Annotated in this window: 31 protein-coding genes; 23 read left to right on the forward strand and 8 right to left on the reverse strand. The window is 64.1% G+C overall.

The window, feature by feature from the left end:
- Positions 1–71: 71 nt before the first annotated feature.
- The 3 genes from ACQPYR_RS07150 to ACQPYR_RS07160 are packed head-to-tail and all read left to right on the forward strand — an operon-like array spanning position 72 to position 3,189.
- On the forward strand, positions 72–1,364 hold the full coding sequence (locus tag ACQPYR_RS07150) for an ABC transporter substrate-binding protein (protein ID WP_433629064.1): 1,293 nt from the start codon (positions 72–74) through the stop codon (positions 1,362–1,364).
- Positions 1,361–2,287 carry a carbohydrate ABC transporter permease gene (locus tag ACQPYR_RS07155; protein WP_433629066.1) on the forward strand — a complete coding sequence of 309 codons (927 nt, stop codon included), beginning with the start codon at positions 1,361–1,363 and terminating at the stop codon, positions 2,285–2,287. The genes ACQPYR_RS07150 and ACQPYR_RS07155 overlap by 4 nt, the downstream gene beginning before the upstream one ends.
- A gap of 29 nt (positions 2,288–2,316) precedes the next feature.
- A complete protein-coding gene (locus ACQPYR_RS07160) occupies positions 2,317–3,189 on the forward strand; it encodes a carbohydrate ABC transporter permease (RefSeq protein ID WP_433635042.1) in 873 nt (290 codons plus the stop codon).
- 27 nt (positions 3,190–3,216) lie between these two features.
- Here the strand turns inward: ACQPYR_RS07160 and ACQPYR_RS07165 are convergent, their stop codons facing one another.
- Positions 3,217–3,645 (reverse strand): VOC family protein, encoded by a 429-nt coding sequence (locus tag ACQPYR_RS07165; RefSeq protein ID WP_433629068.1) that lies wholly within the window; start codon positions 3,643–3,645, stop codon positions 3,217–3,219.
- A gap of 10 nt (positions 3,646–3,655) precedes the next feature.
- Complete coding sequence (locus ACQPYR_RS07170; protein WP_433629071.1) at positions 3,656–4,492, reverse strand: helix-turn-helix domain-containing protein; 837 nt, start codon at positions 4,490–4,492, stop codon at positions 3,656–3,658.
- Positions 4,493–4,670: 178 nt separating this feature from the next.
- Between ACQPYR_RS07170 and ACQPYR_RS07175 the strand changes: the two genes are divergently transcribed.
- Positions 4,671–5,594 carry a quinone oxidoreductase family protein gene (locus tag ACQPYR_RS07175; protein WP_433629073.1) on the forward strand — a complete coding sequence of 308 codons (924 nt, stop codon included), beginning with the start codon at positions 4,671–4,673 and terminating at the stop codon, positions 5,592–5,594.
- A 272-nt stretch (positions 5,595–5,866) separates the two neighbouring features.
- On the forward strand, positions 5,867–6,961 hold the full coding sequence (ychF, locus tag ACQPYR_RS07180; protein ID WP_433629076.1) for a redox-regulated ATPase YchF: 1,095 nt from the start codon (positions 5,867–5,869) through the stop codon (positions 6,959–6,961).
- Positions 6,962–7,029: 68 nt separating this feature from the next.
- On the opposite strand, the gene ACQPYR_RS07185 is transcribed toward ychF, so the two are convergent.
- The 4 genes from ACQPYR_RS07185 to ACQPYR_RS07200 all read right to left on the reverse strand — a co-directional run bounded on the left by ACQPYR_RS07185 (position 7,030) and on the right by ACQPYR_RS07200 (position 10,584).
- Entirely contained in the window at positions 7,030–8,082 is a 1,053-nt protein-coding gene (locus ACQPYR_RS07185) for a hypothetical protein (protein ID WP_433629079.1), read from the reverse strand.
- Positions 8,083–8,192: 110 nt separating this feature from the next.
- Complete coding sequence (locus ACQPYR_RS07190) at positions 8,193–8,819, reverse strand: AAA family ATPase (RefSeq protein WP_433629082.1); 627 nt, start codon at positions 8,817–8,819, stop codon at positions 8,193–8,195.
- A gap of 110 nt (positions 8,820–8,929) precedes the next feature.
- Complete coding sequence (locus tag ACQPYR_RS07195; protein WP_433629085.1) at positions 8,930–9,727, reverse strand: inositol monophosphatase family protein; 798 nt, start codon at positions 9,725–9,727, stop codon at positions 8,930–8,932.
- Positions 9,724–10,584: a DUF5919 domain-containing protein gene (locus tag ACQPYR_RS07200; RefSeq protein WP_433629088.1), complete on the reverse strand. Its 861-nt coding sequence runs from the start codon at positions 10,582–10,584 to the stop codon at positions 9,724–9,726. Before ACQPYR_RS07200 ends, ACQPYR_RS07195 begins: the two co-directional genes overlap by 4 nt.
- A 198-nt stretch (positions 10,585–10,782) precedes the next feature.
- Between ACQPYR_RS07200 and ACQPYR_RS07205 the strand changes: the two genes are divergently transcribed.
- The 18 genes from ACQPYR_RS07205 to ACQPYR_RS07290 all read left to right on the forward strand — a co-directional run bounded on the left by ACQPYR_RS07205 (position 10,783) and on the right by ACQPYR_RS07290 (position 23,104).
- Entirely contained in the window at positions 10,783–11,007 is a 225-nt protein-coding gene (locus ACQPYR_RS07205) for a helix-turn-helix domain-containing protein (protein WP_433635043.1), read from the forward strand.
- A 166-nt stretch (positions 11,008–11,173) separates the two neighbouring features.
- On the forward strand, positions 11,174–11,323 hold the full coding sequence (locus ACQPYR_RS07210) for a hypothetical protein (protein WP_433629091.1): 150 nt from the start codon (positions 11,174–11,176) through the stop codon (positions 11,321–11,323).
- Positions 11,320–11,685: a hypothetical protein gene (locus ACQPYR_RS07215; protein ID WP_433629094.1), complete on the forward strand. Its 366-nt coding sequence runs from the start codon at positions 11,320–11,322 to the stop codon at positions 11,683–11,685. The genes ACQPYR_RS07210 and ACQPYR_RS07215 overlap by 4 nt, the downstream gene beginning before the upstream one ends.
- Positions 11,682–12,020 (forward strand): hypothetical protein, encoded by a 339-nt coding sequence (locus tag ACQPYR_RS07220; protein ID WP_433629096.1) that lies wholly within the window; start codon positions 11,682–11,684, stop codon positions 12,018–12,020. Before ACQPYR_RS07215 ends, ACQPYR_RS07220 begins: the two co-directional genes overlap by 4 nt.
- On the forward strand, positions 12,013–12,291 hold the full coding sequence (locus ACQPYR_RS07225; RefSeq protein ID WP_433629098.1) for a hypothetical protein: 279 nt from the start codon (positions 12,013–12,015) through the stop codon (positions 12,289–12,291). Before ACQPYR_RS07220 ends, ACQPYR_RS07225 begins: the two co-directional genes overlap by 8 nt.
- Entirely contained in the window at positions 12,288–12,755 is a 468-nt protein-coding gene (locus tag ACQPYR_RS07230; protein ID WP_433629101.1) for a hypothetical protein, read from the forward strand. The genes ACQPYR_RS07225 and ACQPYR_RS07230 overlap by 4 nt, the downstream gene beginning before the upstream one ends.
- Entirely contained in the window at positions 12,752–13,816 is a 1,065-nt protein-coding gene (locus ACQPYR_RS07235; RefSeq protein ID WP_433629103.1) for a hypothetical protein, read from the forward strand. Before ACQPYR_RS07230 ends, ACQPYR_RS07235 begins: the two co-directional genes overlap by 4 nt.
- Positions 13,813–15,828: a hypothetical protein gene (locus ACQPYR_RS07240; RefSeq protein WP_433629105.1), complete on the forward strand. Its 2,016-nt coding sequence runs from the start codon at positions 13,813–13,815 to the stop codon at positions 15,826–15,828. The genes ACQPYR_RS07235 and ACQPYR_RS07240 overlap by 4 nt, the downstream gene beginning before the upstream one ends.
- A gap of 40 nt (positions 15,829–15,868) precedes the next feature.
- Positions 15,869–16,483 (forward strand): hypothetical protein, encoded by a 615-nt coding sequence (locus ACQPYR_RS07245; RefSeq protein ID WP_433629108.1) that lies wholly within the window; start codon positions 15,869–15,871, stop codon positions 16,481–16,483.
- Between the two features lie 23 nt (positions 16,484–16,506).
- On the forward strand, positions 16,507–16,872 hold the full coding sequence (locus ACQPYR_RS07250) for a hypothetical protein (protein ID WP_433629109.1): 366 nt from the start codon (positions 16,507–16,509) through the stop codon (positions 16,870–16,872).
- A gap of 38 nt (positions 16,873–16,910) precedes the next feature.
- Positions 16,911–18,791, forward strand: coding sequence for a hypothetical protein (locus ACQPYR_RS07255; RefSeq protein WP_433629111.1), 1,881 nt, complete (start codon positions 16,911–16,913; stop codon positions 18,789–18,791).
- A gap of 1 nt (position 18,792) precedes the next feature.
- Positions 18,793–19,143: a hypothetical protein gene (locus ACQPYR_RS07260; RefSeq protein WP_433629114.1), complete on the forward strand. Its 351-nt coding sequence runs from the start codon at positions 18,793–18,795 to the stop codon at positions 19,141–19,143.
- A gap of 6 nt (positions 19,144–19,149) precedes the next feature.
- Positions 19,150–19,494 carry a hypothetical protein gene (locus tag ACQPYR_RS07265; protein WP_433629117.1) on the forward strand — a complete coding sequence of 115 codons (345 nt, stop codon included), beginning with the start codon at positions 19,150–19,152 and terminating at the stop codon, positions 19,492–19,494.
- Positions 19,495–19,496: 2 nt separating this feature from the next.
- Entirely contained in the window at positions 19,497–20,504 is a 1,008-nt protein-coding gene (locus tag ACQPYR_RS07270) for a toprim domain-containing protein (RefSeq protein WP_433629118.1), read from the forward strand.
- Complete coding sequence (locus tag ACQPYR_RS07275; protein WP_433629121.1) at positions 20,501–20,878, forward strand: hypothetical protein; 378 nt, start codon at positions 20,501–20,503, stop codon at positions 20,876–20,878. The genes ACQPYR_RS07270 and ACQPYR_RS07275 overlap by 4 nt, the downstream gene beginning before the upstream one ends.
- A 41-nt stretch (positions 20,879–20,919) precedes the next feature.
- Entirely contained in the window at positions 20,920–21,324 is a 405-nt protein-coding gene (locus tag ACQPYR_RS07280; RefSeq protein ID WP_433629124.1) for a hypothetical protein, read from the forward strand.
- 3 nt (positions 21,325–21,327) lie between these two features.
- The gene (locus ACQPYR_RS07285) at positions 21,328–22,278 is read left to right on the forward strand and encodes a hypothetical protein (protein ID WP_433629127.1); all 951 of its coding nucleotides are present in this window, start codon (positions 21,328–21,330) and stop codon (positions 22,276–22,278) included.
- 82 nt (positions 22,279–22,360) lie between these two features.
- On the forward strand, positions 22,361–23,104 hold the full coding sequence (locus tag ACQPYR_RS07290) for a DUF5131 family protein (protein WP_397032933.1): 744 nt from the start codon (positions 22,361–22,363) through the stop codon (positions 23,102–23,104).
- A gap of 92 nt (positions 23,105–23,196) precedes the next feature.
- On the opposite strand, the gene tcmP is transcribed toward ACQPYR_RS07290, so the two are convergent.
- Together tcmP and ACQPYR_RS07300 are read right to left on the reverse strand one after the other, a co-directional pair.
- On the reverse strand, positions 23,197–24,330 hold the full coding sequence (tcmP, locus tag ACQPYR_RS07295; protein WP_433629130.1) for a three-Cys-motif partner protein TcmP: 1,134 nt from the start codon (positions 24,328–24,330) through the stop codon (positions 23,197–23,199).
- A 1,095-nt stretch (positions 24,331–25,425) separates the two neighbouring features.
- Positions 25,426–26,265, reverse strand: coding sequence for a hypothetical protein (locus ACQPYR_RS07300; RefSeq protein ID WP_433629132.1), 840 nt, complete (start codon positions 26,263–26,265; stop codon positions 25,426–25,428).
- Positions 26,266–26,333 lie beyond the last annotated feature (68 nt).

The following is a 26,333-nucleotide window of genomic DNA, read 5'->3' on the forward strand; positions in this document are numbered from 1 at the left end:
CGTCGGTGTTGCCGAACGTATGCTGCCATGCGATTCCGCCAAGCTCCACACCCGCCTGGAGGAGGGCCTCGTTGCGCAGGCGCACGCTGCTCGGCTCGGTGCTGGCCGCGCCGCTGCTCGCCACCACCGGCTGCGGATCCGATGACGACGCGCTGACCTTCTTCTTTCAGGCCAGGCCGGAGGAGGCGCGGGTCCGGCTGAAGATCATCGACGAGTTCCAGCGCCGGCATCCGGAGATCCGGATCCGCACCATCATGTCCGGGCCGGATCCGCTGCAGCAGATGCTGACCTACTGTGCGGGCGGCAAATGTCCCGACGTCATGATGGCGTGGGAGTTGCTTTATGCCGGACTCGCCGAACGTGGGGTGCTGCTTGATCTGCGCACGCTACTCGACCGGGAGCCCGAATACGCTGCCGCACTGCGTGCCGACAGTTATCCGGCGCTCTACGACACCTTCACCTATGGCGGTGGGCAGTACGCGCTGCCGGAACAGTGGTCGGGGGTGTTTCTCTACTACAACCGGGAGTTGTTCGCCGAGGCCGGAGTGACCGCGCCGACCCGGTGGCGGGATGCCTGGTCCTTCGCCGAATTCCTCGATGCGGCACGGGCACTCACGCGGCACGAGGCATCCGAGCGGAACCGGCAGTGGGGCTTTGCCGACGCCTGGGTGCCGTATTTCTCGGCCGCGTGTTTCGGTATGAACAATGGGGCGGAGTGGTTCTCGCCGTCGGTGGATCCGACCAGGACCAATCTCGGTGATCCACGGTTCGCCGAGGGATTCCAGTTCTATGCCGATCTCGCGGTTCGCCACCGGGTTGCTCCGAAAGTCGCCGACCAGCAGTCGGTTTCAGCGCCGGACCTGTTCCGTCGTGGACGTGCGGCGATGGCGATGGGTGGGCATTGGCTGTATTCCGAGTTCGCCGGACACGATGGTCTGCCCATCGATGTCACGGTATTGCCGGTCGGCCCGTACGGCGGCCCGGGGGCGATTACGGATGTGGGGAGCACGGGGTTGTCGATTGCCGCCGACAGTCCGCGCATCGAACAAGCTTGGGAATTCGTGAAATTCGCGACCGGGCCGGTGGGACAGGACATTATCGCCGCCTCCGGACTCTTCGTGCCGGTGCTGAAATCCGCGATGGGCTCTGCTGGATTCGCGGACGCGCATCGCGAGATACGCAACATCCAGGTGTTCACGGAGGGGCCGCAGAATTCGCGGCCGCTGCCGGTTACTCCGGTGTGGGGCAAGGTTTCCGCGCTGCTCGAGCGCGGTGGCAACCGAGTGCTACGCGGTGCCGCAACCGCGGAATCGGTGAGCGCGTCCCTGACAGCCGATATCAATACCCTGCTGGAATCCTCATGAAATTGATCGGTAGCCGGATGCGTGCGCCCCGCGAGCGAGGGCGTCTCGAGCGGCGGCGTGAGCGGGCGGGCTGGGTTTTCGTGGCACCGAATCTGGCGGCGGTGCTGGTGTTCTTGCTGCTTCCGCTCGGAGTTTCGTTGTATCTGAGTCTGCACTCGTGGGACTTGTTCAGTGCGCCACGGTTCGTGGGGATATCGAACTATCGGCGGCTGTTCGTGTCGGATCCGTTATTCCTCATCGCATTACGCAATACCGCGGTGTTCACCCTGTTGACGCTGGTGCCGACGGTGGTGATCGGGCTCGCGGTTGCGGCCGTGCTCAATCGAAAGCTGGCCGGAATCGGTATCTTTCGGACCATCGCATTCTTGCCGCTGGTCGCCTCGACTGTGGCCATGGCGGTGGTGTGGCGCTTCATCTTCACCACCGATGACGGGCTGCTCAACATCATGCTCGGCTGGGTCGGCATCGATCCGGTGCCGTGGCTGACCGACCCGGACTGGGCGCTGGCCTCGCTGAGCATCGTGACCGTATGGAAGAGTGTGCCTTTCGCGACTGTCATCCTGCTGGCAGCGATGCAGGGCGTGCCCGAGACGCTGTACGAGGCGGCGCGCATCGATGGCGCGGGAGCGCTGCGGCGATTCTGGTCGGTGACACTGCCATTGATTCGCGGGCCACTGTCGTTCGTCTTCGTCATCACCATCATCAACTCGGTGCAGGCCTTCGATCAGGCCTATGCCTTGACCGGCGGCAACGGTGGGCCGGAGACCGGGACGTATCTGCTCGGAATCATGTTGTTCCAGAACGCCTTCGGGTTCTACGAGGTCGGCTATGCGGCGGCGCTGGCCTGGGTGATCTTCGCGATCCTGCTGGTGCTGACGCTATTGCAGCTGCGATTCGCGCGCCGGGCGGAGGTGGAGTTGTGAATGCGTACGAGGCGGTTCGGTCGCTTCCGATGCGGATCGGTGTGCGGGCGTGCAGTACCGGCCGGGTGGAGCGGGCCATTGCGCGCCGGACGGTACGTGGCGTCCTGATCTACGTGGCGCTGGTTGGGGTCGCTTGGTGTGCGCTGTTTCCGATTTTGTGGGCATTGTCGGGTTCGTTGAAGCGCGATGGCGAGATCACCGAGCCGACACTGGTTCCCGCGCGTCCGCAGTGGTCCAACTACGGGAAGGTCTTCGACCTGCTGCCGCTGGGGCGGATGCTGCTCAATACCGCGTTCTATGCGTTGTGTGTCACGGCGGGGCAGGTCTTCTTCTGCTCGCTGGCCGGATATGCCTTCGCGCGCTTGCGATTTCGCGGACGCGATGTACTCTTCCTCGCCTACCTCGGCACGCTGATGGTGCCGTTGACGGTTACCGTGATTCCGCAATTCCTGATCATGCGCGCCTTCGGCTGGGTGGACACGCCGTGGGCGATGATCGTTCCCGGCCTGTTCGGCAGCGCATTCGGCACCTATCTGATGCGCCAGTTCTTCCGAACCTTGCCCGCCGAACTGGAGGAGGCGGCGATCGTCGACGGGTGCACGACCTGGCAGGTGTTCTGGCGAGTCTTGTTGCCGCACACTCGTCCCGGGCTCATGGTGCTGGGGGTGCTGACCTGGATCACGGTCTGGAACGACTTCCTGTGGCCGCTCATCATGATCCAGCGCGACGACATCGCCACCGCCACATTGGGTTTGGTGCGGCTACAAGGCCAGTACCACACGCAATGGCCGATTCTCATGGCCGCGGCGGTGGTCATCCTGCTGCCGCTGGTGGTCGTCTACGCGATCGCGCAGCGGGCGTTCGTGCGCGGTATCGCGGCATCGGGTCTGGGCGGGCGTTGACGGCCGCGCTGTTGGCGGCCGTCGTTGTCACTCGCCCCAATAGGTACCGAAGCTCCAGAGGTTGCCCTCCGGATCCCGGACGGTGAAGCCGCGCGAACCGTAGTCCTCATCGCGCAGGCCGCGCACGACCTCCGCGCCCGCCGCGACCGCGCGGTCGTGCAGGGCGTCGGGTTCCTCGCAGACGAGGTAGATCGAATCGGTGCCCGGCCCGCGCGCACAGAACGGGTTGTCGCCCTTGCCGATCGAACTGAACATGATTGCGCCACCGAGCGGCCAGCGCAGCTGACCGTGCTCGATGAACGACGGATCGTCCTCCCGCGCGTAGAGCGCAACCTCCTCGAAGCCGAATGCGCTGGTCAGGAAGGCCACTGCCGCGCGAGCGTCGGTGAAATTGAGGCACGGCCATACGGCGGTGCGAGTTGCTGTGGTCTGTGGTGAATCCGTTGGTGTTGTCATGGATCCAGCCTCACCCGCCGGACCCCTCCGGGTCTTGGACAGATGGAATCTGCTCCGCGAGCCATGCGGTGGGGCTGCAACCGGCGAGTTCCGCGAAGTCGCGGTTGAAGTGAGCCTGGTCGTAATATCCGCAGGTCGCGGCCACCTGCGCGATCGTCACATAGGACGGCGTGTGTCCGATCGTCCGCCTGGCGCGTTCGAAGCGGGCGATCCGAGCGGCGAGCTTGGGGCCGAGTCCGAATTCGGCGCCGAAGCGCCGGGCCAGATGTTGACGGCTCCAACCGATCTCCTCGGCGAGCGGGCCGATCTGCGCCGCACCGTCGGATTCGACCAAAGTGCGCCAGGCCCAAGTCAATTCGGGCGCCACCAGGCGATCGTGACAGGCCAGCCTCGTCAATACCCGATCGCAGGCGGCGAACCGCTGCGGCCACGACGACAGCTCCTGCAATTCCTCCCACAGCTGCCGCCCGACCGGCCCCGCCACCTCGGCGCATTCCACCGAGGTGTTCCACAGCGCACTCGCGGGCATCCCGAACAGGGCACGGCTCCCGAGCGGGGTCAACTCGATCCCGATCCCCTCCTGATAACCGTTGTGCGAGATAACCGCCGAACTGGCCTGCAACCCACTCAGCACACACCGGTAATCCTGCGGCGACTGCCGCGAATCCGTCTGCGCCACAACGTCGATACTCGGCCCGATCGACACGATGAACGTCATATGGCGCGACGGCAGCCCCCGATGCAGACCGGGTGCGAACCCGCTCAGTCGATACCCGAGGTACCCATCGATGAACGCCGCGAGCGCAGGTGCCGGACGTGCCGTCACCACTTCGGTGGTCGGCTGCATACCCGGAACGCTACGCCGCCGATCGGCTATCGCAAGGCGAGTCGGCGGCGACATTGATGTCGGCGGCTCTCACCCAGACGGCGGCTGCGGTGAGATATCGCACTCGGCGCGGTAAATAGGTGGGGGTTGTCGCAGCGTCGGGCTACCTTTACCCCTCCTAAGGTTTTTTGGAGGTGTGATGCGGCGGGTGCAATACCAGCGCAACGGTGGCCCGGAGGTACTCGAGGTGGTGTCGGCCGAGGTGCCGACGCCGGGCCCCGGGGAACTGCTGGTCCGGGTCGATGCGGTTGGTGTGACACTGCCGGTGGTTCGCAAGGTGCGTGAGCCGCGGGAGCCGATCGCGCTGGGTGGCGAGGTTGCGGGCGAGGTGGTCGCGGTCGGTGAGGGCGTGACCAGCTGTATGCCCGGCTACCGTGTCACCGGTCTGGTCTTCGGCCACGGTTATGCCGACTACGCGCTGCTCTCCGCCGCGATGGCCTCGCCGATTCCCGACGGCGCTTCAGCCGTCGATGCGGTCGCACTGGTCCGCAGCGGTTTGGTCGCACTCGGTGCGCTGGATGCCGCGAATCCCAAGTCGGACGAGTCTGCCCTGATCACGGCCGCCGCCAGCGGTGTCGGCCACCTTGCCCTGCAATTGGCGCGGGTACGCGGTGCTTCGCGCGTGGTAGCGGCGGTCTCCGACCTCGCCAAGGCCGACTTCCTCCGCGGCCTCGGCGCTGACGAAGTCGTCGCCTACGACCAGGAATCCTGGGGTGAGCCCGTCGACTACGTCCTCGACGCCGTCGGCGGCGAGCTCCTCACCCCGGCCATCGCGGCACTGGCCCCCGGCGGCCGACTTGTCGCATACAGCTCGGGCGGCGGCACCATCCAGGCCTACGACCTGCTCGTCGGCGCGAAATCAGTTGTCGGCTTCCAAATGGCCCGCATCGCCCGCAACTCCCCGGACCTGTACGAACACTGGCGCCAAGAACTCTGGCAATACTTCGCATCCGGTCTACTCCGCCCCGTCGTCCACGCGGAATTCCCGCTGGAAGACGCCGCCGAGGCCCACGCCGTCATCGAGAACCGCTCGAACCTCGGCAAGGTCATCCTGATTCCCTGACGCATCAGCATCCGTGCGTGACGAATGAGAGCGAGTCCTGCGAAGGCCGCTCGCTCGGCCGCTGCCGAAGGGTTGCGTCCTGCCGCGTAGACTCTGTTCCTCGTGAGCGAGTGTGTGAGCGAACCATCCAACACAGCGTCTGAGACGCATGCGGCTGCCGAGCGTAGCGAGGTAGCCGGTAGCGAGGTAGCCCTCGTGAGCGAGTGTGCGAGCGAACCATCCAACACAGCGTCTGAGACGTACGCGGCTGCCGAGCGTAGCGAGGTAGCCGCGTGAGTCTCACCCTCGGAATCGTCGGCCTGCCCAACGTCGGAAAGTCGACGCTGTTCAATGCGCTGACCAAGAACGACGTGCTGGCCGCGAACTATCCGTTCGCGACCATCGAGCCGAACGTCGGGGTGGTTCCGCTGCCCGACCCGCGACTGGACAAGCTGGCCGAGATCTTCGGCTCCCAGCGCATCCTGCCCGCCACGGTGTCGTTCGTCGACATCGCGGGCATCGTGAAGGGCGCATCCGAGGGCGCCGGACTCGGCAACAAGTTCCTCGCCAATATCCGCGAGGCCGATGCCATCTGTCAGGTGGTGCGGGTCTTCGCCGACGATGATGTGGTGCACGTCGACGGGCGCGTCGACCCGCTCGCCGATATCGAGGTGATCGAAACCGAGCTGATCATCGCCGATATGCAGACGCTGGAGAAGGCGATTCCGCGGCTGGAGAAGGAAGCCAAGGTCAAAAAGGACCGCAAGCCGCTGCTCGACGCGGCCAAGGCCGCCCAGGAAGTTCTCGACAGCGGTAAAACCCTATTCTCCGCCCGCGCCCAACTGGACGGCGAACTGCTGAAAGAACTTTCGCTGCTCACCACCAAGCCGTTCCTCTACGTCTTCAATGCCGACGAGTCGGTGCTCACCGACGATGCGAAGGTTACCGAGCTGAAAGCCGCTGTCGCACCGGCGGATTCGGTCTTCCTCGACGCCAAGGTCGAGGCCGAACTCCTCGAACTCGACGACGAATCCGCCCTCGAGCTCCTCGAATCCATCGGCCAGACCGAACCCGGCCTGCACGCCCTGGCCCGCGCCGGCTTCCACACCCTTGGCCTGCAGACCTACCTCACCGCGGGTCCGAAAGAGGCCCGCGCCTGGACAATCCACCAGGGCGACACCGCCCCCAAAGCCGCCGGTGTAATCCACACCGACTTCGAACGCGGCTTCATCAAGGCAGAAGTAGTCGCCTACGACGACCTCATCACCGCAGGCTCGATGGCCGCCGCCAAGGCCGCGGGCAAGGTCCGTATGGAAGGCAAGGACTACATCATGGCCGACGGCGATGTAGTCGAGTTCCGTAGCGGATTAGCGTCTGCGAAGAAGTAGGGCAGCGCACGGGAAGGGACGTCACCGCGGCTTGGTCGGGCAACTTCGAACTGGCGACCTTCCACGTGCTACTCGGAAGGCAACGAGTCGTCAGCAGCGTTCAGCAGCCACGCGGGTGCCGTGGTCTCCCCGTCGCGCGACCGAGCGTGAAGCCGTCGACTGACCGAGGCCGCCCGCTCGGAGGTCCCCACCTGCATCCGGATACCGATTTCAACCCAGTCGGCCTTCGCGATGACGGCTGCGCTCTCCTCCGAGATCCCGCCCAGAACCGTGCCGCGGAAGGCCACCAGATCCGGGCCACGAACAATGAGCCCGGCCCTTGTAGAGCTGATGCCGTAAGGATCAACTCCCAGCGGGGCAACCTCGTAGACCCCGCCATCCGTTCGCATCCGAGCCTGCAACCGCTTCCAGTCCGCCACCTGCTGATTCACCGGATAGTAGCTGAGACCAGCATCGAACACCTCTCCGCTACTAAGACGCACGGAGGCGCTTCGGCGATGCGGAGGAAACACCAAATGCGCTCCGGCTACGCTCTCGATGAACATCTGCCCGTGGATGTAAAGGGCGGGAGGGACTGTCTCTCCAGGCCGTGCGGCTCCCACAGTCCCGAGCATGACCTTTGCTCCCACAAGCTCCAAGACCGGGATGTTCACGGACTGCACCAGTAGCGATAACAGTTCGCCGCGGCGCGCTGACCGTGTGCGGGTGCCCTCTCGCCACGGGACCGCCGCCTCGGTCCAGCCTGAGTTCGGCGTCTTCACCATGTACGGGGCGCCGTCGGTCTCAAAGTGCAAGCACATCACCGAGCCGTGCGCGGTATACACCTTCAACGGCGTCAGTTCGGGAGTGACCTCGTAAGCAAACGCCTTCTCCATCCCGGGCCACCATTGGGCGGGGTCGGTGTCGTCGAGCGCAACCACCTTGTGCTCGTCCTCGGACAGGCCGACGATCCAGATTATCGGGTGCCCTGCAGCCTTGTTCGCCATACCAGCGAGTCGGGCGGCCTTGTCCAGTCCTGGCCAGACGCCCTTCGCTTCGACGTATTCGTCTTCGATCTTGCCGCCCGCGACGACGTGGTCAACCAGTTCGTGCACGCGGGCTTCCACCTGCAGCTTGTTCACGCCGGCCACCGTACAGTGTCACCGCTGTGTCACAACTACCCTCACAACGACTTCCACTGATCACGCTCGTGGCCTGCTGAAACGCTTCGTGCCGTGAACTCCGGGGCAGTTCAGGCGTTTCGGACGACGTAGTCGACGACGGCTTCTGCTGAAGCCTCGATACCTGAATCCAACACTTCGGCTCTGTAGGTGTACCAATCGGCCAGCTTGCAGGCGTCCCGGGGGGCGCCGCGGCGCGCCATTCGCTCCCGGATCAGATCGGGATCGGCTGAGATCCAGACGGTTCGCACTGGAGGAGGCGATACTGGGGCGATCGACTTGAAATATTCGGCAAGTGACAGCTTCTGCCGAGCAGCGGCTCGGACATGGCCAATGAACGGTGCGTCGACGACGACCGGAGTGCGCTGACCGACTGACAGCGCTTCGGTTACGAGCGCAGTGTAGATGTGTGGATTGACCACACGCATGTAGACGTCGCTGTCACGGTCATGTGGGTTTCCACTCAGCTCGGCCATGACGGACTCTTCGAGGTCGGGTGCGAAGGTGTCTTTGTCGAGGATGATGGCATCGGTTCGTTGAGCGAGATAGCGTGCCGCGGTTGACTTGCCTGAAGCGGGGAACCCACAGATGAACGTGACACCTTCTTTAGCACTCGCCGCGATGCGGTCGAGGTCAGAGGTCAAAGCGAGTTCCGAGGCGGTCGGTCGCCGGTTCGCTGATCGTTCCGCCGTACTCATCCTTGCTCCCTTAGTCTCGAACGAGATTCAGGCACCATCTTCCAATGTGCAAATCCCTGCCAGTCTCTCAGAGTCGTCACCAGGTCGCTGTCGACGGGGGCCGTAAGGTGCTAGGCGGTGGTTGCGATGAGATCAAGAAGGGATGATGCAATCGCCGAGCTCGCCGCGATGGTGTGCGCCGACGTTAAATTGTGCTCGTTGCCATCGGAATCGGTTACAACAGCACCACTTTCACGCGCAATGAGTACACCGGCTGCGGTGTCCCAAGGCTTGTTGGACAACAGTACACACGCATCAATGCGTCCTTCGGCGACCCAAGCGAGGTCGAGCGCGGCCGATCCGAACATACGAACTCTCTCGACCTTGTTTGCGAGTGCCGTTGTCACGGCGAAGCGCCGCCGGTTCTTCTCGGCTGCGGCGATTCCGACTGCATAGTCGCCTATCGAAACAATGGAATCTCCGAGATTCGTTGTGTGGCTTGTCTTTATGCGACTGCCATTGCTGAAAGCCCCGCGACCGACGGATGCGTGGTATTCCAGCTTGAGAAAGGGGGCGCTGATGACCCCTATTGCGGGATTATCGTTGTCGGCCAAGGCTAATGAAACGGCGCATAGTGGAATACCGTGGATGAAGTTCGATGTTCCATCAATCGGATCGAGTATCCATCTGTACCGCCGTTCACCAGATGATTCTTCGTGATCGACCTGTTCTTCTCCGAGAAATCCGATTTCCGGCGTCTTCTTGTATAGGTATTCACGCACCGTCTCTTGAATCCGTACGTCGAGATCTGTCACGAAGTCACGGTCATCTTTGGCGGTAATCTTGCCCGGTTCAACAGTTTTTAGCAGTTGACTGCCTTTGTCGACGGCTGCTCGCGCGATGATCAGTAGTTCATCGAGGTTTGTCATTCAGGATTCCTTACCTCGGCTCCAGCCCACATATCCTCGAAAACCTGGGAAAAGGTGTTGAATATGCCCGATCTTTCGGACTTTCGTGCCACGAACGTAGGGGACTCGACCCCTCTTGTCATTGGTAGGTAAGGCTGCATCACACAGATTGAAGAGTCAATGACCGTAATATTGAATCTCACGGGCTGATCGTATACACGAATCAGTAGTGATCCTGGCGTATCTTCCGTCGTCCTTTTTCTAACCCGTTCGAGAGTGCGAATATTCGTGTCAGTCAGATTTGTCAGCAGCCCCGGGTGATGACCTTCCTCGACTTCGCGTGCCCGAATTGATGCTCCGTCTGGATCCAGGAAGAGGCATCTAATCACTGTTCCATTTTCAAGCAGCCTCAGGATGTCGCTATCGGAGTACTGCTGACATAACGTATTCAGTGACAAGCCTGCCATATCAATTGTCTGAGCCGTCTTCAGTAGCTCTTGCGGCGGCATCGCTCTTAGGAATTCGAGTCGGGTCGGAAAAACTGCCTCGACATCGGCAAGGTTATGGTGATCATCACTCGCTGAGCTCCGCGCAGGCGATTGCTGCGGACGCGCCAGGTCTTCGGCGGTTCCTGAGTGCTGCTGAAACAGTTCGGTAATCGACCAGTCGGGAAACATTAGCTGGAGAATCCGGCAGTGATCGGGATAGGGCAGGCTGGATATATCCCCGGAGAGCCATCGATAGAACTGCGCCTTCTTGGGGCCGCAACCCATCAGGTCGGGGTCAACTTTTCTGGCGAGCCGATCGTATTCGCGGTTGAACGCCGAGACTGTTTGAAGGTGGCGCTGCTGAAGTAGGGCCTTCAGGACGGTGCTCATAGTCGCCTGCCTTGCGCCGAGATTCTGATGTCTTGAGAAGACTCTACCACGAAGAAGAGACAAAGAAGAGACCTTCTGCGACATAGCTGCGGAAGCTGAGACATCTGCGGCGGCGAGAAGAGACCTCCGTAAAAAACACCCTGGGTGAACAGTTTTTCCGGATTTTTCCACCCAGAGGAGTGAATTCCAGTGGCCAACATGCACCAGTCGTTGCCCGCCGAGGTACGAAACGGGCGCGGTCTCATCAGTTTGAAGAAAGCTGCAGCCCTCGTGGATGTCGACCAGAAGACGATTCGCATGTGGATCGCTGCTGGTCATCTGCAGGGATACAAGCTGAACGGCAACATGTGGCGCGTCAGCAGCCACGAGGTACTTGCGCTTGCTCAGCCGATTTTTCCCGCTGACTCGGGCGGTGCAGCATGAGCGCACCTGTCGAGCACCGGGATTCGGATGCGATCAAGAACGAGCCTGATCGAGTCTCCGAGTATGTGGCCCAGCTCGTAGCCGAAGCGCCACCGATTTCAGCGGCGACTCGCGCCAAGCTGTCTGCGCTTCTCGGTGTGCGGGCCCAATCGAAGGGGGCTGCGTGATGCGTGCTCGCACATTCGGTTTCGCGGTTGCGACCGTGTCGGTCGGTTACCTGGTTTTGACCCATCCGGCGGTCGTCGGTTTCACGGTGATGCTGCTGGGTGCGGTCGCGTTGTGGGGAGCGTCGCGTCGGTGGGGGGTGCGGCGATGAGTGTGAACGAGTCGTTCCATCCGCTTGAGTTGTTGGACGAATTGGACGCCATCGTGCGTGAGCAGGAGTTGTTGCGGCTGCGGACGATTGCGTTGCAGGCCCGCTACAGGGCGTTGGGGCCGCACGCCGACCTGTTCAACAAGCCGGGTTCGGACGGCAAGCCGTGGTCGTGCGAGGAGTACGGCAGGGTCAACGTCAAGTACACGGCGCAGCACCTCGGTAGCGCTGCCCATGACATGGCCGCCACATTGAAGTACGGGCTTCATTCGGCGCATGAGCTGGCCGAGAAGGTCCGCGAGTACCCGCAACCGGAGCGTGAGCAGGCCGATCGGCCGCTGGTTGATCGGGGGCGGTCGCGGTGAGCGCGCCATGGCAGCCGGGACCGACGCCGCAGGGGTACACGGTCACCTATTTCGACCGCGGTCGCGGTGCTCAGAGCCCGCTGCATTCGATGGCTGGTCCGGAGTTCACCGGTGTCGGTGCGGTGTATTCCCCGCTCGGGCTATTGCCGCCGACGGTACGGCTGGCGGCGTTCGCGGTGATTCTGCTGATCGGGATGGCCGGGTGCACGGCCGCGATGGTCGATTACCAGCACTACACACCCTCGCCGAACATCTGCCGTTCGGTGAATTCCGGTGTGCCACCGGAGAAGCCGGGCAGCTGCGTCCCCGCTGGGGAGGTGAGCGGTCGTGAGTGATTTGGACGATGCGCGGGCACGGTTCGAGCGGTTGTCGACCGCTGATGGGGTGTTGTTCGACATGTCGGAGGCCGCGTGGGCGTCGATGGAGCGCGACGACTTCGCTCAGACGACGGGTGAGCGCGCCAAGCTCGATTACCTCAAAGGTGTTCGGGACGCGGTCAAGCGCGAGACCAGCGAGGCACTGCGCAGCTGGCGGGCGGCGCTGGAGCGGGATATCGCCCAGCAGCGGACTCGAACGGGTTCGCGGCGGATCGAGCGGTCGCGATGAGCCGCGAATCTCCGGACGGCACGGTGTATTTGCTGCATTTCGAGCGTCCGTATCGGCACGCCAAGCACTACACCGGTTGGACCACGGATCTGGATGCTCGGTTGGCCGAGCATCGCGCCGGGCGCGGCGCCCGCTTGTTGGCGGTGATCAAGGAGGCCGATATCGGCTGGTCGCTGGCTCGCACGTGGGACGGCAACCGCGGCCGCGAACGGCAGTTGAAGCGCGAGGGCGGCGCGACACGGCGCTGCCCGATGTGCGGGGTGACCCCGCGACCTGCGGACGACATGCGCGAGGTGGTTCTGAAGGCCCGCGCCGATATCGCCGCCAGCCGCAAAACCCACGGTCCAGAACAACCGGTCGAACGGTACGACGCGCGGAATGTGTCGCCGCAGGAGATCGACCGGATCTGTTCGGAGATCGAAGCCCGCCGCTGCGCCCGAAACCGAAGGGAGCGAACACGATGAACCCCAACGCGAAGAAGTCTCGGTATGCGTCGTTGGAGCGGCGCCACCGCACTCAGATCGTGGGCGGTTTGCGTGATCTGCCAAAGCCTTTGACCTATCGCGAGATCGCGCAGCTGCTGGGTATTTCGCTGCGTCAGGTGGAGCGGTGCGTGGGTGAGGCGGCGGCGCTGCGTGGTCAGGGGTTGACCAAGCGGGAGGTCGCCGAGGAGATCGGCGTCCCGTACGGGTCGTTGGGCCGGGTGTTGTCGGTGCCGCACCGCAAGACGGTCACCGCCCGCCAGGACGCCGCGCTGGCCGCGCTGACCGACATGCACGGGATGCAGGTCGATGTGCTGGCGTGGTTTTTGAACACCAGCTTGAGCAGCGCCTACGACCTCGCCGCCATCTTGATCGAGCGCGGTTTGGTGCATCCGCTGGTGGAGGTGCAGCCGGGGCGGGCGTGGGTGTACCCGAAGCCGGATACCGCGGCCCGTTACCTGAGTTGGCGGCCCAAGGACTGGCATCCGCCGCTGATGTATGCCAACCACTACCGTGCGGTCGCCCAAGCCCGGATCATGCTCGTCGGCTCGGACCCGCAGCTGTGGGTGTCGGAACGGATCCTGCGCCGCCGCGCCGAGATCGCAGCCAGCGAAACCCGTTCCGGGCAACTGATGTTCAGCACCGGCCGTGCCCCGAAGCGGGACCGCCCGCACGTGCACGATGGCCGGTTCCTCGGCGAGGTCGACGGCAAACACGGCTGGTGGGCGCTGGAAGTCGAGCTGACCGAGAAGAAAGACCGCGCCCAGATGGACGCCGCCCTGGCCGGCGCGTTGCGGGCAGCGCGCGACAGCGTCGAGGAATCGGTGGTCGGGCTGCTGTACCTGTGCCGCTCGGCACGCGTGCAGGACGTGGTCAACGCCGCCTACGACCGGCTCCCACGCGAACTGGCGGACCTGTCGCTGCTGTTCGCCACCGGCGACTTCGACGACGAATGGACCAAGTTCTTGGCCGCTCGCAACCAGGCCCGCGCCGCGAAACGCCACGCCCGCAACGGACTTCACATCTCCAAGGAAGCATCATGACCAACCAGAACTGCCAACCGATCCTGACCCCCACCGACTGCGACCCACTCGGGACGACCACGGCCACACCACCGGCTGCGCCGGCGATCGTGCAGGATCCGCGGCCGTCGATCGAGGTGCATCCGGTCACGCCGCCGATCAAGCAGCTCGACGGCGTCGACTTACCCGACCTGAGCACCCTCACTCATGTCGCGGGCACCGCGACGGTGTGCGGGGTGGTGGTACTCGCGATGCTGGTCATGATCGTGGCCGTGGCGGCGCGCTGGCCGTTGGCGCCGCACCGGTTGCGCAACTTCGCGATCGGATCCTTGCTGCTGCCAGCGTCTTCGGCGCTGGCGGGTGGTTCGTGGACCACTCCCGCCGCCTTGTTCTGGTCGGGTGCCTCCCAACTCGCCGATGGTGATTGGTCCGGGCTGCGGATGATGCTCGCGCTCGGGGTGCCGTTCGCGGCGGTGACCGCGACGTATGTGTGGGCGAAGTTCGTGCACAAGACCAACACCGTCGGGTTGAAGTCCCTCGGTCGTACTGAGCGGGTCAAGGACGCGATGGTCGCCCGCCGCTTCGCCCGCGCCGCCCAAGCCGCGAAACTCGGTGCCCCCTACAGCGTCGGCGATGGCATCGTGCTCGGCCCGCTCGCGGATCGCACGACCGCGAAACCGGCCGGGTTGTGGCAGGAACTCACGACGCGGCATCAGTCGTGGATGGTGATCCCGCACAAGCAGGCCAAACGCCACTGCGCTGCGGTCGGTACGACCGGTTCCGGGAAGACCGAGCTGATCAAACGCTATTTCGTCGGGATGCTCGACTACGAGTGGCGGGCGTTTGTGCAGTGGAAGGACGTACCTGCGATGCGGCGCCGTCACCCGCGTCCGCTGCTGGCGGTGATTTCGTGCAAGGGCGGCGAAGACGACCGCGATTTGGGTATCGAGATCCGTGACTACGCGGTGCGGATGGGGATCGACCCGGCACGGATCGCGATGGTGATGCCGGGTGTGGACCGGCTCGACGTGTGGGACATGCCCGCCCGAGACATGCGCGGCGTGATCGGCGACATGCTCAACGCGGGTGAGGCCACCACGAGCGAGGGCCAGCATTTCGACGAAATGCGCCGCCGCATCGTCTCTCTCGTGGTCGACGCTCCGGTCGGGCCGCCGCGCTCGTCGGCGGAGTTCCTGGAGCGGATCTCCGAACAGAAGCTGCTCGATATCTGGAACAACGCCCCCGATGTGCAGCGCATGGTCGAGGCGTTGCAGGCGGAGAAGGTCCCCCAGCTCGACGACATGCTGATCAAGGCATCGAACCTGTTCGACCTGCTGCAGGACCACGACGGGCAGTTCGTGTTCGACGGCGGCAAGAGCCTCGACGACATCGACGTGCTGTATGTGACCGTGCCGGGCCTGGACAAAGACGCCGCCCGCGCTCAGGTTGCCGCGATCCTGCGCATGGTGATGCAACGTGCCGGGCGCACTGCGAAAGACCAGCGCCGCAGCGTGACCGCGATCATAGACGAAATCTCGGCACTGACCACGGCCAAGGGATCGATCGGTGTGATCGACGTGTGCGAGCGGGGCCGCTCCCAGAACGTCGCGCTGCTGTTCGCTGCCCAATCCCAAGAAGGTCTCGCCGCGGACGTGTGGGGCTTGAACCGGCTGCTGAAGGCGTGCGCGGGTGGATTGCTGCTCGGCTACAACGAGAACGCCGGAGACCTGTGTAAACACCTCGGTTCCGTGCGCGGGATGCTGCCGAGCCGTCATCTGATCAAGGGTCAACGCCACGGCGACGAGGGCCAGGTGTCGGTCGGTGAGATGTGGCTGGTCGACCCGGATCTGTTGCGCCAGCTCGACACCGGCGAATTCGTCTACGCCCGCGGTCGTCGCGCCCAGTGGGGCCGCATCGTGCGGGTCGAGCGGAACGAACTCGCCCCGATGCCGGGCACACCGGCCGCGCAGGCCGCCGCCGACAACGCCGCAGGCAAGCCGAACCCCTCATCAGGTACCGCCGCGGTCGCCTAACCACCCCGTAATCCCGAAATCGTTTGAGAGGCAACACATCATGCGTATCCGCAACAACAACCATGACCACAACGGGGAAGACCCCGACGAGGGCCGCGAACCCACCGACCCGAAACTCCAGGGCGAGAAGCTGGCCGAGGAGGTCGCCGAGTTCCTCGCAGCCGCGGTTGCCGCCGTCGATAACCCGCCCACACGAGCCCGCAGCAGCGAACCCGAATCCACCGACCGGCCGGTGCTGCGCCTGGTGAAGAAGGACGCCACAGACCGCGACGACGCCAACGGTTGGGACACACCCGCCGACCCGGGGACAGCCATCGCGGCCGGGCGGGCAGCACGACGGCGGGTAGCTCGCGGCGCTGCGGTTGCCTCCGCTCTTGTGGTCACTGCGACCGCGTTCGCGGCGTGGGGGCAGCCGTGGCTGGTGGCCGGACCACTGGCCGCCTATGGGACGGGATGGCTGGCTTACGTGTGGTGGAACGCGGCCTTGCGTCCTTCGATCCCGCAGGTCCTGAGCACCGTCTCCAGCGGCGTCAGCACGGCATTCGCTGTCGTTGTCACCACTCTCGCCGCGATCGTGCGCGGGCTGATCGACCGGCTCGACACCGCCCGCACCCGGCACGAAACCACACGCACGGCGCCGACCACCGCCCCGTAACTCACCACAAGGAAGGAAATGCGTTGAGCACCAACCGAACCCCCGACGAGCCGATCCACACCGCACCGGTGGATCTGTACGAGCGACTGAATGAGGTCGATGACCGGCTGATCCAGCTGCGGCGCGAGCTCGTCGATATCCGCCGCGAATACGCCACCCTGCGGCGGCATCCGGATTCCCTGGCAGTCGACACCCTCGGTGACCCACTCGACCCGGTCGAGGCGACCTTGCGCGTTGAAACCGCGCTGGCCATGGCGGATGACCAACTTGACGCCGCCGGGGTCTGGATAGCGCGGGCATGTGGCCGGTACGCGACCCGGCTCAAGCTCACCGACGCCGCCGCCGAAGAACTCGACCGCCGACGCAACCGCGTCGAGCGGACCCGATGAACACCGAAAACCGCTACCGCTGAAAGGAATACAACAACATGACCGACCGCAGCCCCGAAGATGAGTTGATCGCAGAGGCCCGCAAGTTCGGGTACGCGATGAAAGAAATGCTGCGTTTGCACGCTCAGGCCGGGAACTGGCTGGAGCGTCGCCGGGTGCGCAAGCAGATCAGCCTGGCGTTACGTGAGCAGCGCCGCGCCGAGCAGGCCGATCGTAAGAACCAGCTGGTGTGGACCCAGCAGATGATCGACCGCTACCGCACGCACTCACTGGCCGTGGCCGACCGTGCCACCGACCCGAGTGTCGACCACCAGCGCCGCTACCGCGACGCACAGGCGTTGTCGCGGCACGCGAATGATCTGCAGGCCCGCATCATCGGCAACACCAGCCTGACACGGGTCGAACAGGGCATCGCCCTCGACGGTGTGGACGCGGCCACGATCTTCCCGCGGTTCGAGCCGGGCCGGTTGTTCGCCAAGGCGCACAAAGTGCGTGGTGTGGACGCGTTGCGGTACCGCGCCCAGGTCGCCCGCACCATCCGCGAACAAGCCGCGCCGCAGCGTGAGCAGCAGCGGCAGGCCGCGCCCTATCAGGCGAGGCTGGCGTGGATGAGCGGGACCGGGCAGGACCCGATCACCGAAACGCGCGGGTTCGACACCGCGCGTGAGGGTTTGGAGTGGATGCACCGCGATATCGACCACACGATGTGGGTCGACGGGCAAACCGTGGACGCCACCCTGCGCGATCCGGCCGGACGCCCGGTATATCACCGCCACGGCGACCCGGAAACGGTGTCCGAACAACTCGAACAGCCCCTCGGCATCATCCGTGACCCCTTTGGTGGGTACCAGCAGAACCCAAGCGCGGGATTCTTCGCCGATGCCGACACTGTCGCTGATCACCAGCGCACCGTCGCCGACGCGCACGCCGAACAGTTGCATCCGGCCGCCGAGCGTCCACCCCAGCGGCCGGGCAAACCATTCGTGGTCAACGTCGGTCCCTCCGATGTACTGCACCTCGACGACGTCGAGTACGCCAAGGTCCCACCGCAGGACCGTACGCAGTTGCGCACGTTCGAAACGCGTGAGCAGGCCTACGACTGGACGTTGCATCAGCTCGACACCTACCGCGACACCAGCAGCCGCGCCGGGGAAGACTTTTCGCTCACCATCCGCGAACAGGGCCGAGCGCACGACGCCGAGATCGTCGACGGGCCGCTCGGGATGGTCACCGACGAAGTCCGCGCCCTGCGTGAGCAGCACCTGCGTCCCCAGCGCGGACAGGCCACCGAGCAGCCGAAAACCCATCCCGCCGAACAGGAGTCAGCCAAGTCGATCGATCCGGAGCGGTTCGCCCAGGTCGAACGCCGCTTGAGCGATATCTCCGATGACCGGGACCGGTTGGAGAGCCGGGTCGGGATGTTGCAGCGCGGTCTGGACGCGGTCACCGCCGACCGCGACGAGATGAAGCGCAAACTCGACGCCGCTGACGGCCGTATCGAGGAGTTGAAGAACCGAAACCTCCGGTTGGCCAACGAGATCGGTGAACTGCGCGACCGTCCGAACGTGGATCAGGTCGCTGCGGAACGCGACCGCTACAAGCGCGAACGCGACGAGGCCGTGCAGAAACTCGCCCAGACCTTGTGGACCCAGCGAAACGGGCGCGAAGCCAATCGGGGTGAGCAAGCCCCACGGCGCAGTGAGGAACAGCACCATGTGGTGATCGACGCCGAGGAAAACCATCCCCAGCAGCAACGGCCGGGCGAGGACACCGGCAGTCAGGGACCGGTGGGCAAGCGTGCCAGCTACCTGCACGACCTTACCGACACCGGCCATGAGCGGCCAGGTCCCGACACTCAGGCGTGGCCGCAGCCGGGACGCAACGGTCACGGCCGCGATGGTATCGAGCGGAGCCGTTGAGATGGAACGCGAACACGAGGAAGCGATGCGCGCCGACTACCAGCAGCACTACCAGCTGGGCCTGGATATGTTCCGCGACCGGATCACCGAAACCGATATCGAACGGCTCGACTCGGACCGAATCGAGATCGAGAAGCGGTGGCAAGACGGCCCGCACACCGAGCAGTGGGCCTACCTGTCCGACGCTCAGCACGACTGGGAACGCTCACCGGCAACCATGTCCCGGTTCATGGAAAACGTCGACCACAACGGCGGATACGGGCTCACCGATATCCAGCGCCGCAGCCAACAGCAGGCCCGTGAGCTGACCGGCAACGACCGGCCACGCCCGCGGATCCAGCGAGGCAGGTGAGCCGTGATGCACATCGAGCATGAGGAAGCGATGCGCGAGGCGTTCACCGAACTCGATCGGCTCACCCGCATGGCATACCGGCCGGAGGCGACTCAGGCCGATATCCACCGCCTCTACACCGACGGCGCCGCGATCGATCAGGGCTGGCACTACGGCCCGCACCGTGAGCAGTGGGGATTCCTCAAACAGGCTCGCTCGCAATGGGAATGCGACCCGACCGCGATGCGGCGGAGCTTGGTCGAATCCCTGCGGAGCGCGGGCACGAAGTTGGATCCGGTGCAGCGCCGCAGCATCGAACAGGGCCGGGTCCTCGCCGACTCCACTCGTCCCGGCATCGATCGGGGGCGGTGAGGATGCAATCGCAAGAGCCGCAAGGGCATTCCTACGAGGTCGTCACCGAGGCGTTGACCCGCAGGATGGGTCGGGCCCCGTATCCACGCGGCCCCGAGCAGTGGACCAACTACCTGTGCCCGGTACACGAGAGCGACGGGCAGCACCACAATCCGTCGCTGGGTGTGCGGTATGACCCCCGCCAAGGCAAGACGATGGTGCGGTGCTGGGCAAAGTGCAACGACGAAGAGGTCTTGGACCGGATCGGGTTACGGGTACGGGACCTATGGGACCGGCTGCCCGAACGTGACCCGAACCGCCGAATCAGCAACGGGGTTCACGGGCAGCGGTTCGGGGTCAGTGAGCGGCGGCCGTTGACTCCGGTGGAACGGGCGATCGCCGCCGCCTCGTTCCCGATCCTGAACAAACCCGATCTGGGGGCACCAACCGGGCCAGCGGAGAACGTCGACACCTACGTCTATCGGTGGCACACCGATCAGATCGAAGGCGCAGTGTTCCGGATGCGAACCCCGCACGAACACGGGTACGCCAAATCGTTCTGGCAAGCCAGATGGAACGGAACCGGTTGGGAGAAAGGCGGTTTCGCGCCGATCCCATGGAAGCTGACCGATATCCGGGAAGCCCTCGACACTGGCCGCGAGATCTATGTGTGCGAGGGCGAAAAGGACGTCCAAGCCGCGAACCGGGCCGGGCTGATCGCGACCTGCAACGCAATGGGCGCCGGATCCTGGACCCCCGAACACGCCAAATGGCTGCGCGGGGCAGGGCGGGTGATCGTGGTCGCCGACCGCGACCGCCCCGGCTACCGACACGCCGCCAAAGTCGCCGAAACCCTCACCGGCCAGGTCGGTGAGGTCCGGGTCATGCAGGCCCGCGATGGCAAGGACCTATCGGACCACTTCGCCGCCGGTCACATGCTCGAAGACCTCGAACCGGTCCAGTACCTCGATCGACCCCAACAACAACAGCAGCAGCGGTTTCGGCCGGTGAGCCGAACCCGCAGCCGATGAACAGATCACAACGAAGGGACCCCAATGAACCACCCGACCCCCGAACCCGCGAAATCCACGACCGCGCCCAGCAACTCGGACGTGAGGTGTTCAACGCCACCGCTGCGGCGAACAACCCTGACGTGGTCTACCCCGACTGGCCCGAAGACGTGCCCCTGCCCGACCTCTCTGACCGCGTGGTCACCGCCGAGGCCGCCTACTACCACCATCTGACCCAGCATCGCGAGCACCTGGGACGCGACACCGAATTCCAGGCCGACTACGAGCTTCTGGACTGGCTCAGCGCCGAGGGTGCCGACCTGCGCGACTACCAGACCTGGAGCTGCGACCCGGAAGAGCCGCTGCGACGCAGAGACCGCCGCCGCAGCCGCTGAACACATTTCACTGAAAACACATCTCGGAAGGACACAGCATCATGACCAGCACTTTTGGACAGCGTTTCCGTCGCGCCGCGCGCCCGAGTAGCGCGTTCAGCAAGACCAGCAATCCGGGCACGACCGTGTACGGGCGGATCACCGCGATCGTGGAGGAGCCCAAGCTCAAATACGGCGGCGCTCCCGACGAGGTCGAACTCGACGAGCACGGCCAACCGGTCATGCAGCTGGTGATCACCCTCGACACCAGCAGCGGACCGCGGAATCTGTATGTGTCCTGGCGCATGGAACAAGCCATCGGTCTGGCGCTGGAGAACGCCGGCACCGAGGACTTCGCGGTCGGTGCGTTGCTGTCGGTCACCTACACCGGACCCGACCCCGACTACCCGAAAGCCCGGTTGTTCACCGCCGTCTACAACCCCGCCACCGGGCAGAGCGGTGCGTGAACCGTGACCGGACACGACTCCGGTGCGAACGTGGTGCGCAGCAATGATGCTGCGCACCGCCACGCACCATACGATGCACAGACCGGTGCGCAGGCATTGCGGCGGCCGGTGCGGGCGTGGCCGGTGCTGTTGCTGGCGCTGCCCGCGTTCGTGGCGATCTGGTCCGGTTGGGTCGGTCTTGGTGAGCTGACCGGTTTCGGTCCGGTGCACCCGCTGCCCGGTATCGCCGATGATTTCGAGATCAACACCGCGATCACCCTGCCGATCGGGATGGAGGCGTATGCCTCCTACGCGCTGTCGGTGTGGCTGTCGGGGCGGATCCGTTCGAGCCGAACCCGCAGTTACGCGAAGTATTCGGCGTTCGGCAGCCTTGCACTCGGCGCGGTCGGCCAAGTCGCCTACCACCTCATGCAAGCCGCCGGTGTGACCGTGGCGCCGTGGCCGGTCACCGTGCTGGTGGCTTGCCTTCCCGTTGTGGTCCTCGGCATGGGTGCGGCCTTGGCGCACATGATTATCGGTGAGCACCACCACGCACCAGTCGTGCGCGTCGATGCCGAGCCGGTGCGTAAGCCCGAAGCGGTACGCACCGTCTCGGTGCGTGAAGTCCACACCGAGACCCGATCGACTACCAGCGAACTGACCGCCCACCAAGGCGCACAGCAGCTGAATGGTGCCCATCACGTCCAGATCGAAGCACCCGTGCGCACCAGTGACACCGATCTGCAGCCACGCACCGACCGATGGGCGACGGTGGCCGAGATGGTGTGCAGCACCGACCCATCCGGGCGCCGCGACCCGGGCACAGTCGCCACGATTCTGCGGCTGAAGCATGAGGAGGGATGGTCGCATGCGCGTATCGCCGAGCACGTCGAACTCAGCGCTTCGTCGGTGACCCGGACTCTGGCCGCGGCGCAGGAGCACACCAAATCCGGTGTGGCTGGCGATGACGTTTGAGAAAGGAGTCACACGATGCAGCGTGTGGGACTACGAATACGCGGTGTGGACGTAGTGTCAACAAGATTCGGGAGGAGGTGTCATGTCGGACAAGTCGGGCATCGAATGGACTGAGGCGACGTGGAACCCGGTGACGGGGTGCGACCGAGTTTCGGCCGGGTGTGACCACTGCTATGCGATGGTGCTGGCGAAACGCCTGAAAGCGATGGGTGCCGACAAGTACCAGCGTGACGGTGATGTGCGCACGTCCGGGCCGGGGTTCGGCGTGACCATCCACCCGCAGGCGTTGGATGTACCGCGACGGTGGCGCGCGCCGCGCGTGGTATTCGTCAATTCGATGTCGGACCTGTTCCACGCCAAGGTGCCGGTCGGATTCATCCGCGACGTGTTCGACGTTATGCGCGAAACCCCGCAGCACACCTACCAGGTGCTGACGAAACGCTCACTGCGGTTGAAGCGCCTCGCCGATGGTTTGGACTGGCCGGCCAATGTGTGGATGGGAGTGTCGGTCGAGAACACCGACTACCTCGACCGCGTCGACCACCTGCGCGAAGTCCCCGCAGCGGTGCGGTTCCTGTCGTGTGAGCCGCTTCTGGGGCCGCTCGACGGATTGAAGCTCGACGGCATCGGATGGGTTATCGCGGGCGGGGAATCCGGGGTAGGCCATCGGCCGATGGATCCGACCTGGGTCCGTGGCATTCGTGATGTGTGCCAAGACATGTCGGTGCCGTTCTTCTTCAAACAGTGGGGTGGTCGGACCCCGAAAGCGATGGGACGCGAGCTCGATGGTCGACTGTGGGACGGTATGCCCGCATTGATCGCATGAGCTGAAACCTCTTGGACCCCTACCGAATCGGTAGGGGTCTTGCTGCGTCTTGGGCTTGCCTGACCTGGATGAATGCGCTGGCTGAGATGGTTCTACGCACCTCTGGCTTGGCTGGTTGCGGCTCGAACGAATGACCTGAGCTGGATCTGGCGACCCCCGCTGTCCACCTCAACCGCGCCGGAGTGGACAAGCGGCCGCAATGCCTTGATGACGTGCTCGGGACGGAACACAGTGTCGAATAAGGCAAAGTCGCGTAGGGCCTCGACACGGGTCGGCCCCCGCGTTTTCAGTTGGTCGAGCAGCAGGCGCGATAGCGGACCAAGCTGTGGATCGACGAATTCGAAGAGTGCTTCGAGTTGGCTGTCGCGAGGATCTCGGAAGCCGATCCCGAAGGTGCGGTCCACCTCCCACAGGCTGTCCTTCATCTTCTTCACACCAAGTCGGTGGTTTGTCCCGAACACCAGATACAGTGCGTCGCCGCGACGGTCGACCAGTTCGAAGTCGAGCAGGTACTTGAATCCCGCGGTCTTGAGTGCCGTGCGGTAGCAGGTCAGGATGAACTGACGCTTCTCGCTGCTATCGACCGTGCCTGCTTGGCGCCAAGTACGGTCGCCGCCGAATACATCATCTGCAGCATCACCAAGATCCGAGACGAACCGCACGAAGTGCTGCGGTTTGAAGGTGATGATCACCTCTGAGCCGCTGTTGTTGGCGATGCGCTGCAGGAATCGGAACGGTACTGGCGCGTTGCCCCACGAGTCCAAAACCGCGAGAATCGGTGATTCCCATGCTCTGACGCGGTCGAGTTCTTGCTCGAGAAGCTCTTCGCACTTGCCCTTCTTGATTGATACAGGCATCTGATCTCCTGGTCGCGGTCGATCGGGAAACGCGCGCTTCAGCTGTTCAGGGAGCATAGCGACGCAACGTTGATCGTCATCGATGAACAGGAAGCGAGCCTTCTTCGAAGGGTTGGAGACCTTTTCGACGAACGCCCGGACCGCGATGATCGGTGAACCGTCCTCGCCGCGGTCGTACACGCCAGGGCCGGAGAATCCCTCGGCGTACGTGGCCGTATTCCATGAGTTGTCGCTGAGAATGATCGGGAACCATCGACGCAGGTACCGGTCGTAAATGTCATGTTTGGCGGCAGTGTGTTCCACCCGCGGCCACGGCACTGGCCCATCGACTGGCATATCGGCAACCCCCTTGCCTCGCAACGCTTTCAAGTAAGCGTAGCCAGAACCGTGCGTGTGGCATGCCGCTTCGCTATCAAATCCGCCGTGAACCCGGCACCTGACAACCGACGACCATCCGAACAGTCGGCACTGCCAGGCGGGCCTACTGGCATCTCTGGGACCGGATTTCGATGCGGACTTGATGCGGACCTGATCCGATCCTGATGCGGACCTGATCCGGATTCAGAGTCGGATCAAAATCCGATCAATCCGAACCCGAAAACGCTTCTAGCTGGGGCGTTTTGCGCCGCCTTCTGCCCTGCCCGTCCCCCACTCTCTATGGCTTCGCTGTTCATAGAGAGTGGGGGACGGGCAGGGCAGAAGACAACACAAAACACAAAGAACCAAAGATCAAGGACAAGAGAGGAAGAGAAAGACCACAAAGAGAGGACCACAAAAGGAGGCTTGGGAGCGGGGTTGCGTCAGGTGGGTACGTCACGTCTAGAGCAGCGCCACCTCCGGTGGCGTGTTCGCGCGCCAGGACGCGCTCAGCGCAGCAGGTCAACTCAGGTGCGCAAGTGGCGGTTTCGAGCGCGCAAGTGCCAGCGCATGACGAAAGTGGAGCGCGGAGCAGGGAGCGTTGTACGTCGCGATGGGGACCACAAAAGGGGAGTCACCCTCGGGCCGAGCTCTACCCGCACTGGTACCGCTACGAGATGGCAGCCTTCACCACTCAGGGCGGGGGCCCGCCACGAACGGACCGAGGTCCTATGGCCAACCACCCACTCAACACTCCTGATACCGGGCATGCTGCCACTCTCGGAGTTTCGTAACAACGACACCGCGACCGGGGGCAGCTGTTACGAAACTCGGTGCGCGGCATCGAAATGCACGAAGGTCCTCACCCGAGCCTCGACCGGACGGCCCGGACGCTACTGCTCCACCGCGTGCCGCATCCGCGCCAACCGCAAACGTGCCGAACGATCCTGCGAACTATCTGCACCCTGACATCCGCCACGCATCTGTCTGAAATGTTGGTGCCATGCCTCGCTATCAGTGAGTTTGGGAGCGGATTGACGTCAGGGCGCGGAAGTTACGTTAAGAGCAGCGCCACCTCCGGTGGCGTGTTCGCGTGAACAGGGCGGGCTACGGCATTTGATCGGAGCACGGAGGCATCCCAGCAAGGAAGGCCCATCGGTCCATGGCGTATCGGGCGACCCGCAGGGCTACGCGCACGCTTCCGAGAGCGCGGTCCAGGCTCCAAGCAACGTCGTATGTCTCGAAATCCGGCCGGGCGGAATTGGCAATCGGTATCGATCCGAGCTTGATCGGCCATTGGAAGCCGTGAGCACGGCCGCTGAGAAGTCGCCACTCCGAAATCACATACGCGCCTGGTGAGTTGTCGAACAACCAACCGTCAGGCAGGCGATCACCACCTCGGCGGACGATATCCTGGTCCTTGGGCTTGCTCTTGATCTGCTTCTCGGAGAATCCGAGTTGCTCGCCGTCCGCAACCACTCGTTGCCGACGCTCCGCTCGCGAGTCGATAAATGCCCCAATCCCTGTTTCGCCTGGCTGGCGCCATCCGGGTGCAATGTCGCGCACATGGAGGGACTCTGCTTCCGCCTGGGCGTATGCGATCTGCAATGCCCGCAGCCTGCGCTGGTTGGGATCATCGTCCATGATCCACAGGGCGCAGGTTGCCGGCGTGAGCGCCGATCTGATGAGCGCCGGATGTCCGTGCCCCCGCGCATAGCCCGACTTGTTCAACGACCATGTCGCGAGGAGTAGGCAGTCAAGCGCGGCAACGAGTTGGCCGTTGATCAACTCAGTCATCGACATCACGGAGAACAGCTTGTCGTCCGTCGCTACTGCCGAGCCGTCCTTTACGTCCTGGGCCTGAATCCATTGTGTATAAGCCAGAGTCGTGTCCATACAAAATTGGGCGGCAGCACGCAGTTCGGGATCTTCGGAGTCGTCGGACATGCGTGCACCGTACCGGCGCCACCCCAGGCAGACGCGGTGGGCGCAGCCACCAGTGCCAGGTGTTGGAT

The organism is Nocardia sp. CA-120079, from assembly GCF_050955745.1.
Lineage (GTDB): Bacteria > Actinomycetota > Actinomycetes > Mycobacteriales > Mycobacteriaceae > Nocardia.

Excerpts from the sequence above, each read along its gene's own strand:
- ACQPYR_RS07300 (WP_433629132.1), bottom strand. The coding sequence starts at position 26,265 with ATGTCCGACGACTCCGAAGATCCCGAACTGCGTGCTGCCGCCCAATTT.
- ACQPYR_RS07200 (WP_433629088.1), bottom strand. The coding sequence starts at position 10,584 with ATGAGCACCGTCCTGAAGGCCCTACTTCAGCAGCGCCACCTTCAAACA.
- ACQPYR_RS07265 (WP_433629117.1), top strand. The coding sequence starts at position 19,150 with ATGCACATCGAGCATGAGGAAGCGATGCGCGAGGCGTTCACCGAACTC.
- ACQPYR_RS07240 (WP_433629105.1), top strand. The coding sequence starts at position 13,813 with ATGACCAACCAGAACTGCCAACCGATCCTGACCCCCACCGACTGCGAC.
- ACQPYR_RS07205 (WP_433635043.1), top strand. The coding sequence starts at position 10,783 with ATGCACCAGTCGTTGCCCGCCGAGGTACGAAACGGGCGCGGTCTCATC.
- ACQPYR_RS07235 (WP_433629103.1), top strand. The coding sequence starts at position 12,752 with ATGAACCCCAACGCGAAGAAGTCTCGGTATGCGTCGTTGGAGCGGCGC.
- ACQPYR_RS07215 (WP_433629094.1), top strand. The coding sequence starts at position 11,320 with ATGAGTGTGAACGAGTCGTTCCATCCGCTTGAGTTGTTGGACGAATTG.
- ACQPYR_RS07195 (WP_433629085.1), bottom strand. The coding sequence starts at position 9,727 with ATGACAAACCTCGATGAACTACTGATCATCGCGCGAGCAGCCGTCGAC.
- ACQPYR_RS07190 (WP_433629082.1), bottom strand. The coding sequence starts at position 8,819 with ATGAGTACGGCGGAACGATCAGCGAACCGGCGACCGACCGCCTCGGAA.
- ACQPYR_RS07170 (WP_433629071.1), bottom strand. The coding sequence starts at position 4,492 with ATGCAGCCGACCACCGAAGTGGTGACGGCACGTCCGGCACCTGCGCTC.
- ACQPYR_RS07290 (WP_397032933.1), top strand. The coding sequence starts at position 22,361 with ATGTCGGACAAGTCGGGCATCGAATGGACTGAGGCGACGTGGAACCCG.
- ACQPYR_RS07160 (WP_433635042.1), top strand. The coding sequence starts at position 2,317 with ATGCGGATCGGTGTGCGGGCGTGCAGTACCGGCCGGGTGGAGCGGGCC.
- ACQPYR_RS07175 (WP_433629073.1), top strand. The coding sequence starts at position 4,671 with ATGCGGCGGGTGCAATACCAGCGCAACGGTGGCCCGGAGGTACTCGAG.
- ACQPYR_RS07270 (WP_433629118.1), top strand. The coding sequence starts at position 19,497 with ATGCAATCGCAAGAGCCGCAAGGGCATTCCTACGAGGTCGTCACCGAG.
- ACQPYR_RS07165 (WP_433629068.1), bottom strand. The coding sequence starts at position 3,645 with ATGACAACACCAACGGATTCACCACAGACCACAGCAACTCGCACCGCC.
- ACQPYR_RS07210 (WP_433629091.1), top strand. The coding sequence starts at position 11,174 with ATGCGTGCTCGCACATTCGGTTTCGCGGTTGCGACCGTGTCGGTCGGT.
- ACQPYR_RS07230 (WP_433629101.1), top strand. The coding sequence starts at position 12,288 with ATGAGCCGCGAATCTCCGGACGGCACGGTGTATTTGCTGCATTTCGAG.
- ACQPYR_RS07155 (WP_433629066.1), top strand. The coding sequence starts at position 1,361 with ATGAAATTGATCGGTAGCCGGATGCGTGCGCCCCGCGAGCGAGGGCGT.
- ACQPYR_RS07255 (WP_433629111.1), top strand. The coding sequence starts at position 16,911 with ATGACCGACCGCAGCCCCGAAGATGAGTTGATCGCAGAGGCCCGCAAG.
- ACQPYR_RS07245 (WP_433629108.1), top strand. The coding sequence starts at position 15,869 with ATGCGTATCCGCAACAACAACCATGACCACAACGGGGAAGACCCCGAC.
- ACQPYR_RS07275 (WP_433629121.1), top strand. The coding sequence starts at position 20,501 with ATGAACAGATCACAACGAAGGGACCCCAATGAACCACCCGACCCCCGA.
- ACQPYR_RS07260 (WP_433629114.1), top strand. The coding sequence starts at position 18,793 with ATGGAACGCGAACACGAGGAAGCGATGCGCGCCGACTACCAGCAGCAC.
- ACQPYR_RS07280 (WP_433629124.1), top strand. The coding sequence starts at position 20,920 with ATGACCAGCACTTTTGGACAGCGTTTCCGTCGCGCCGCGCGCCCGAGT.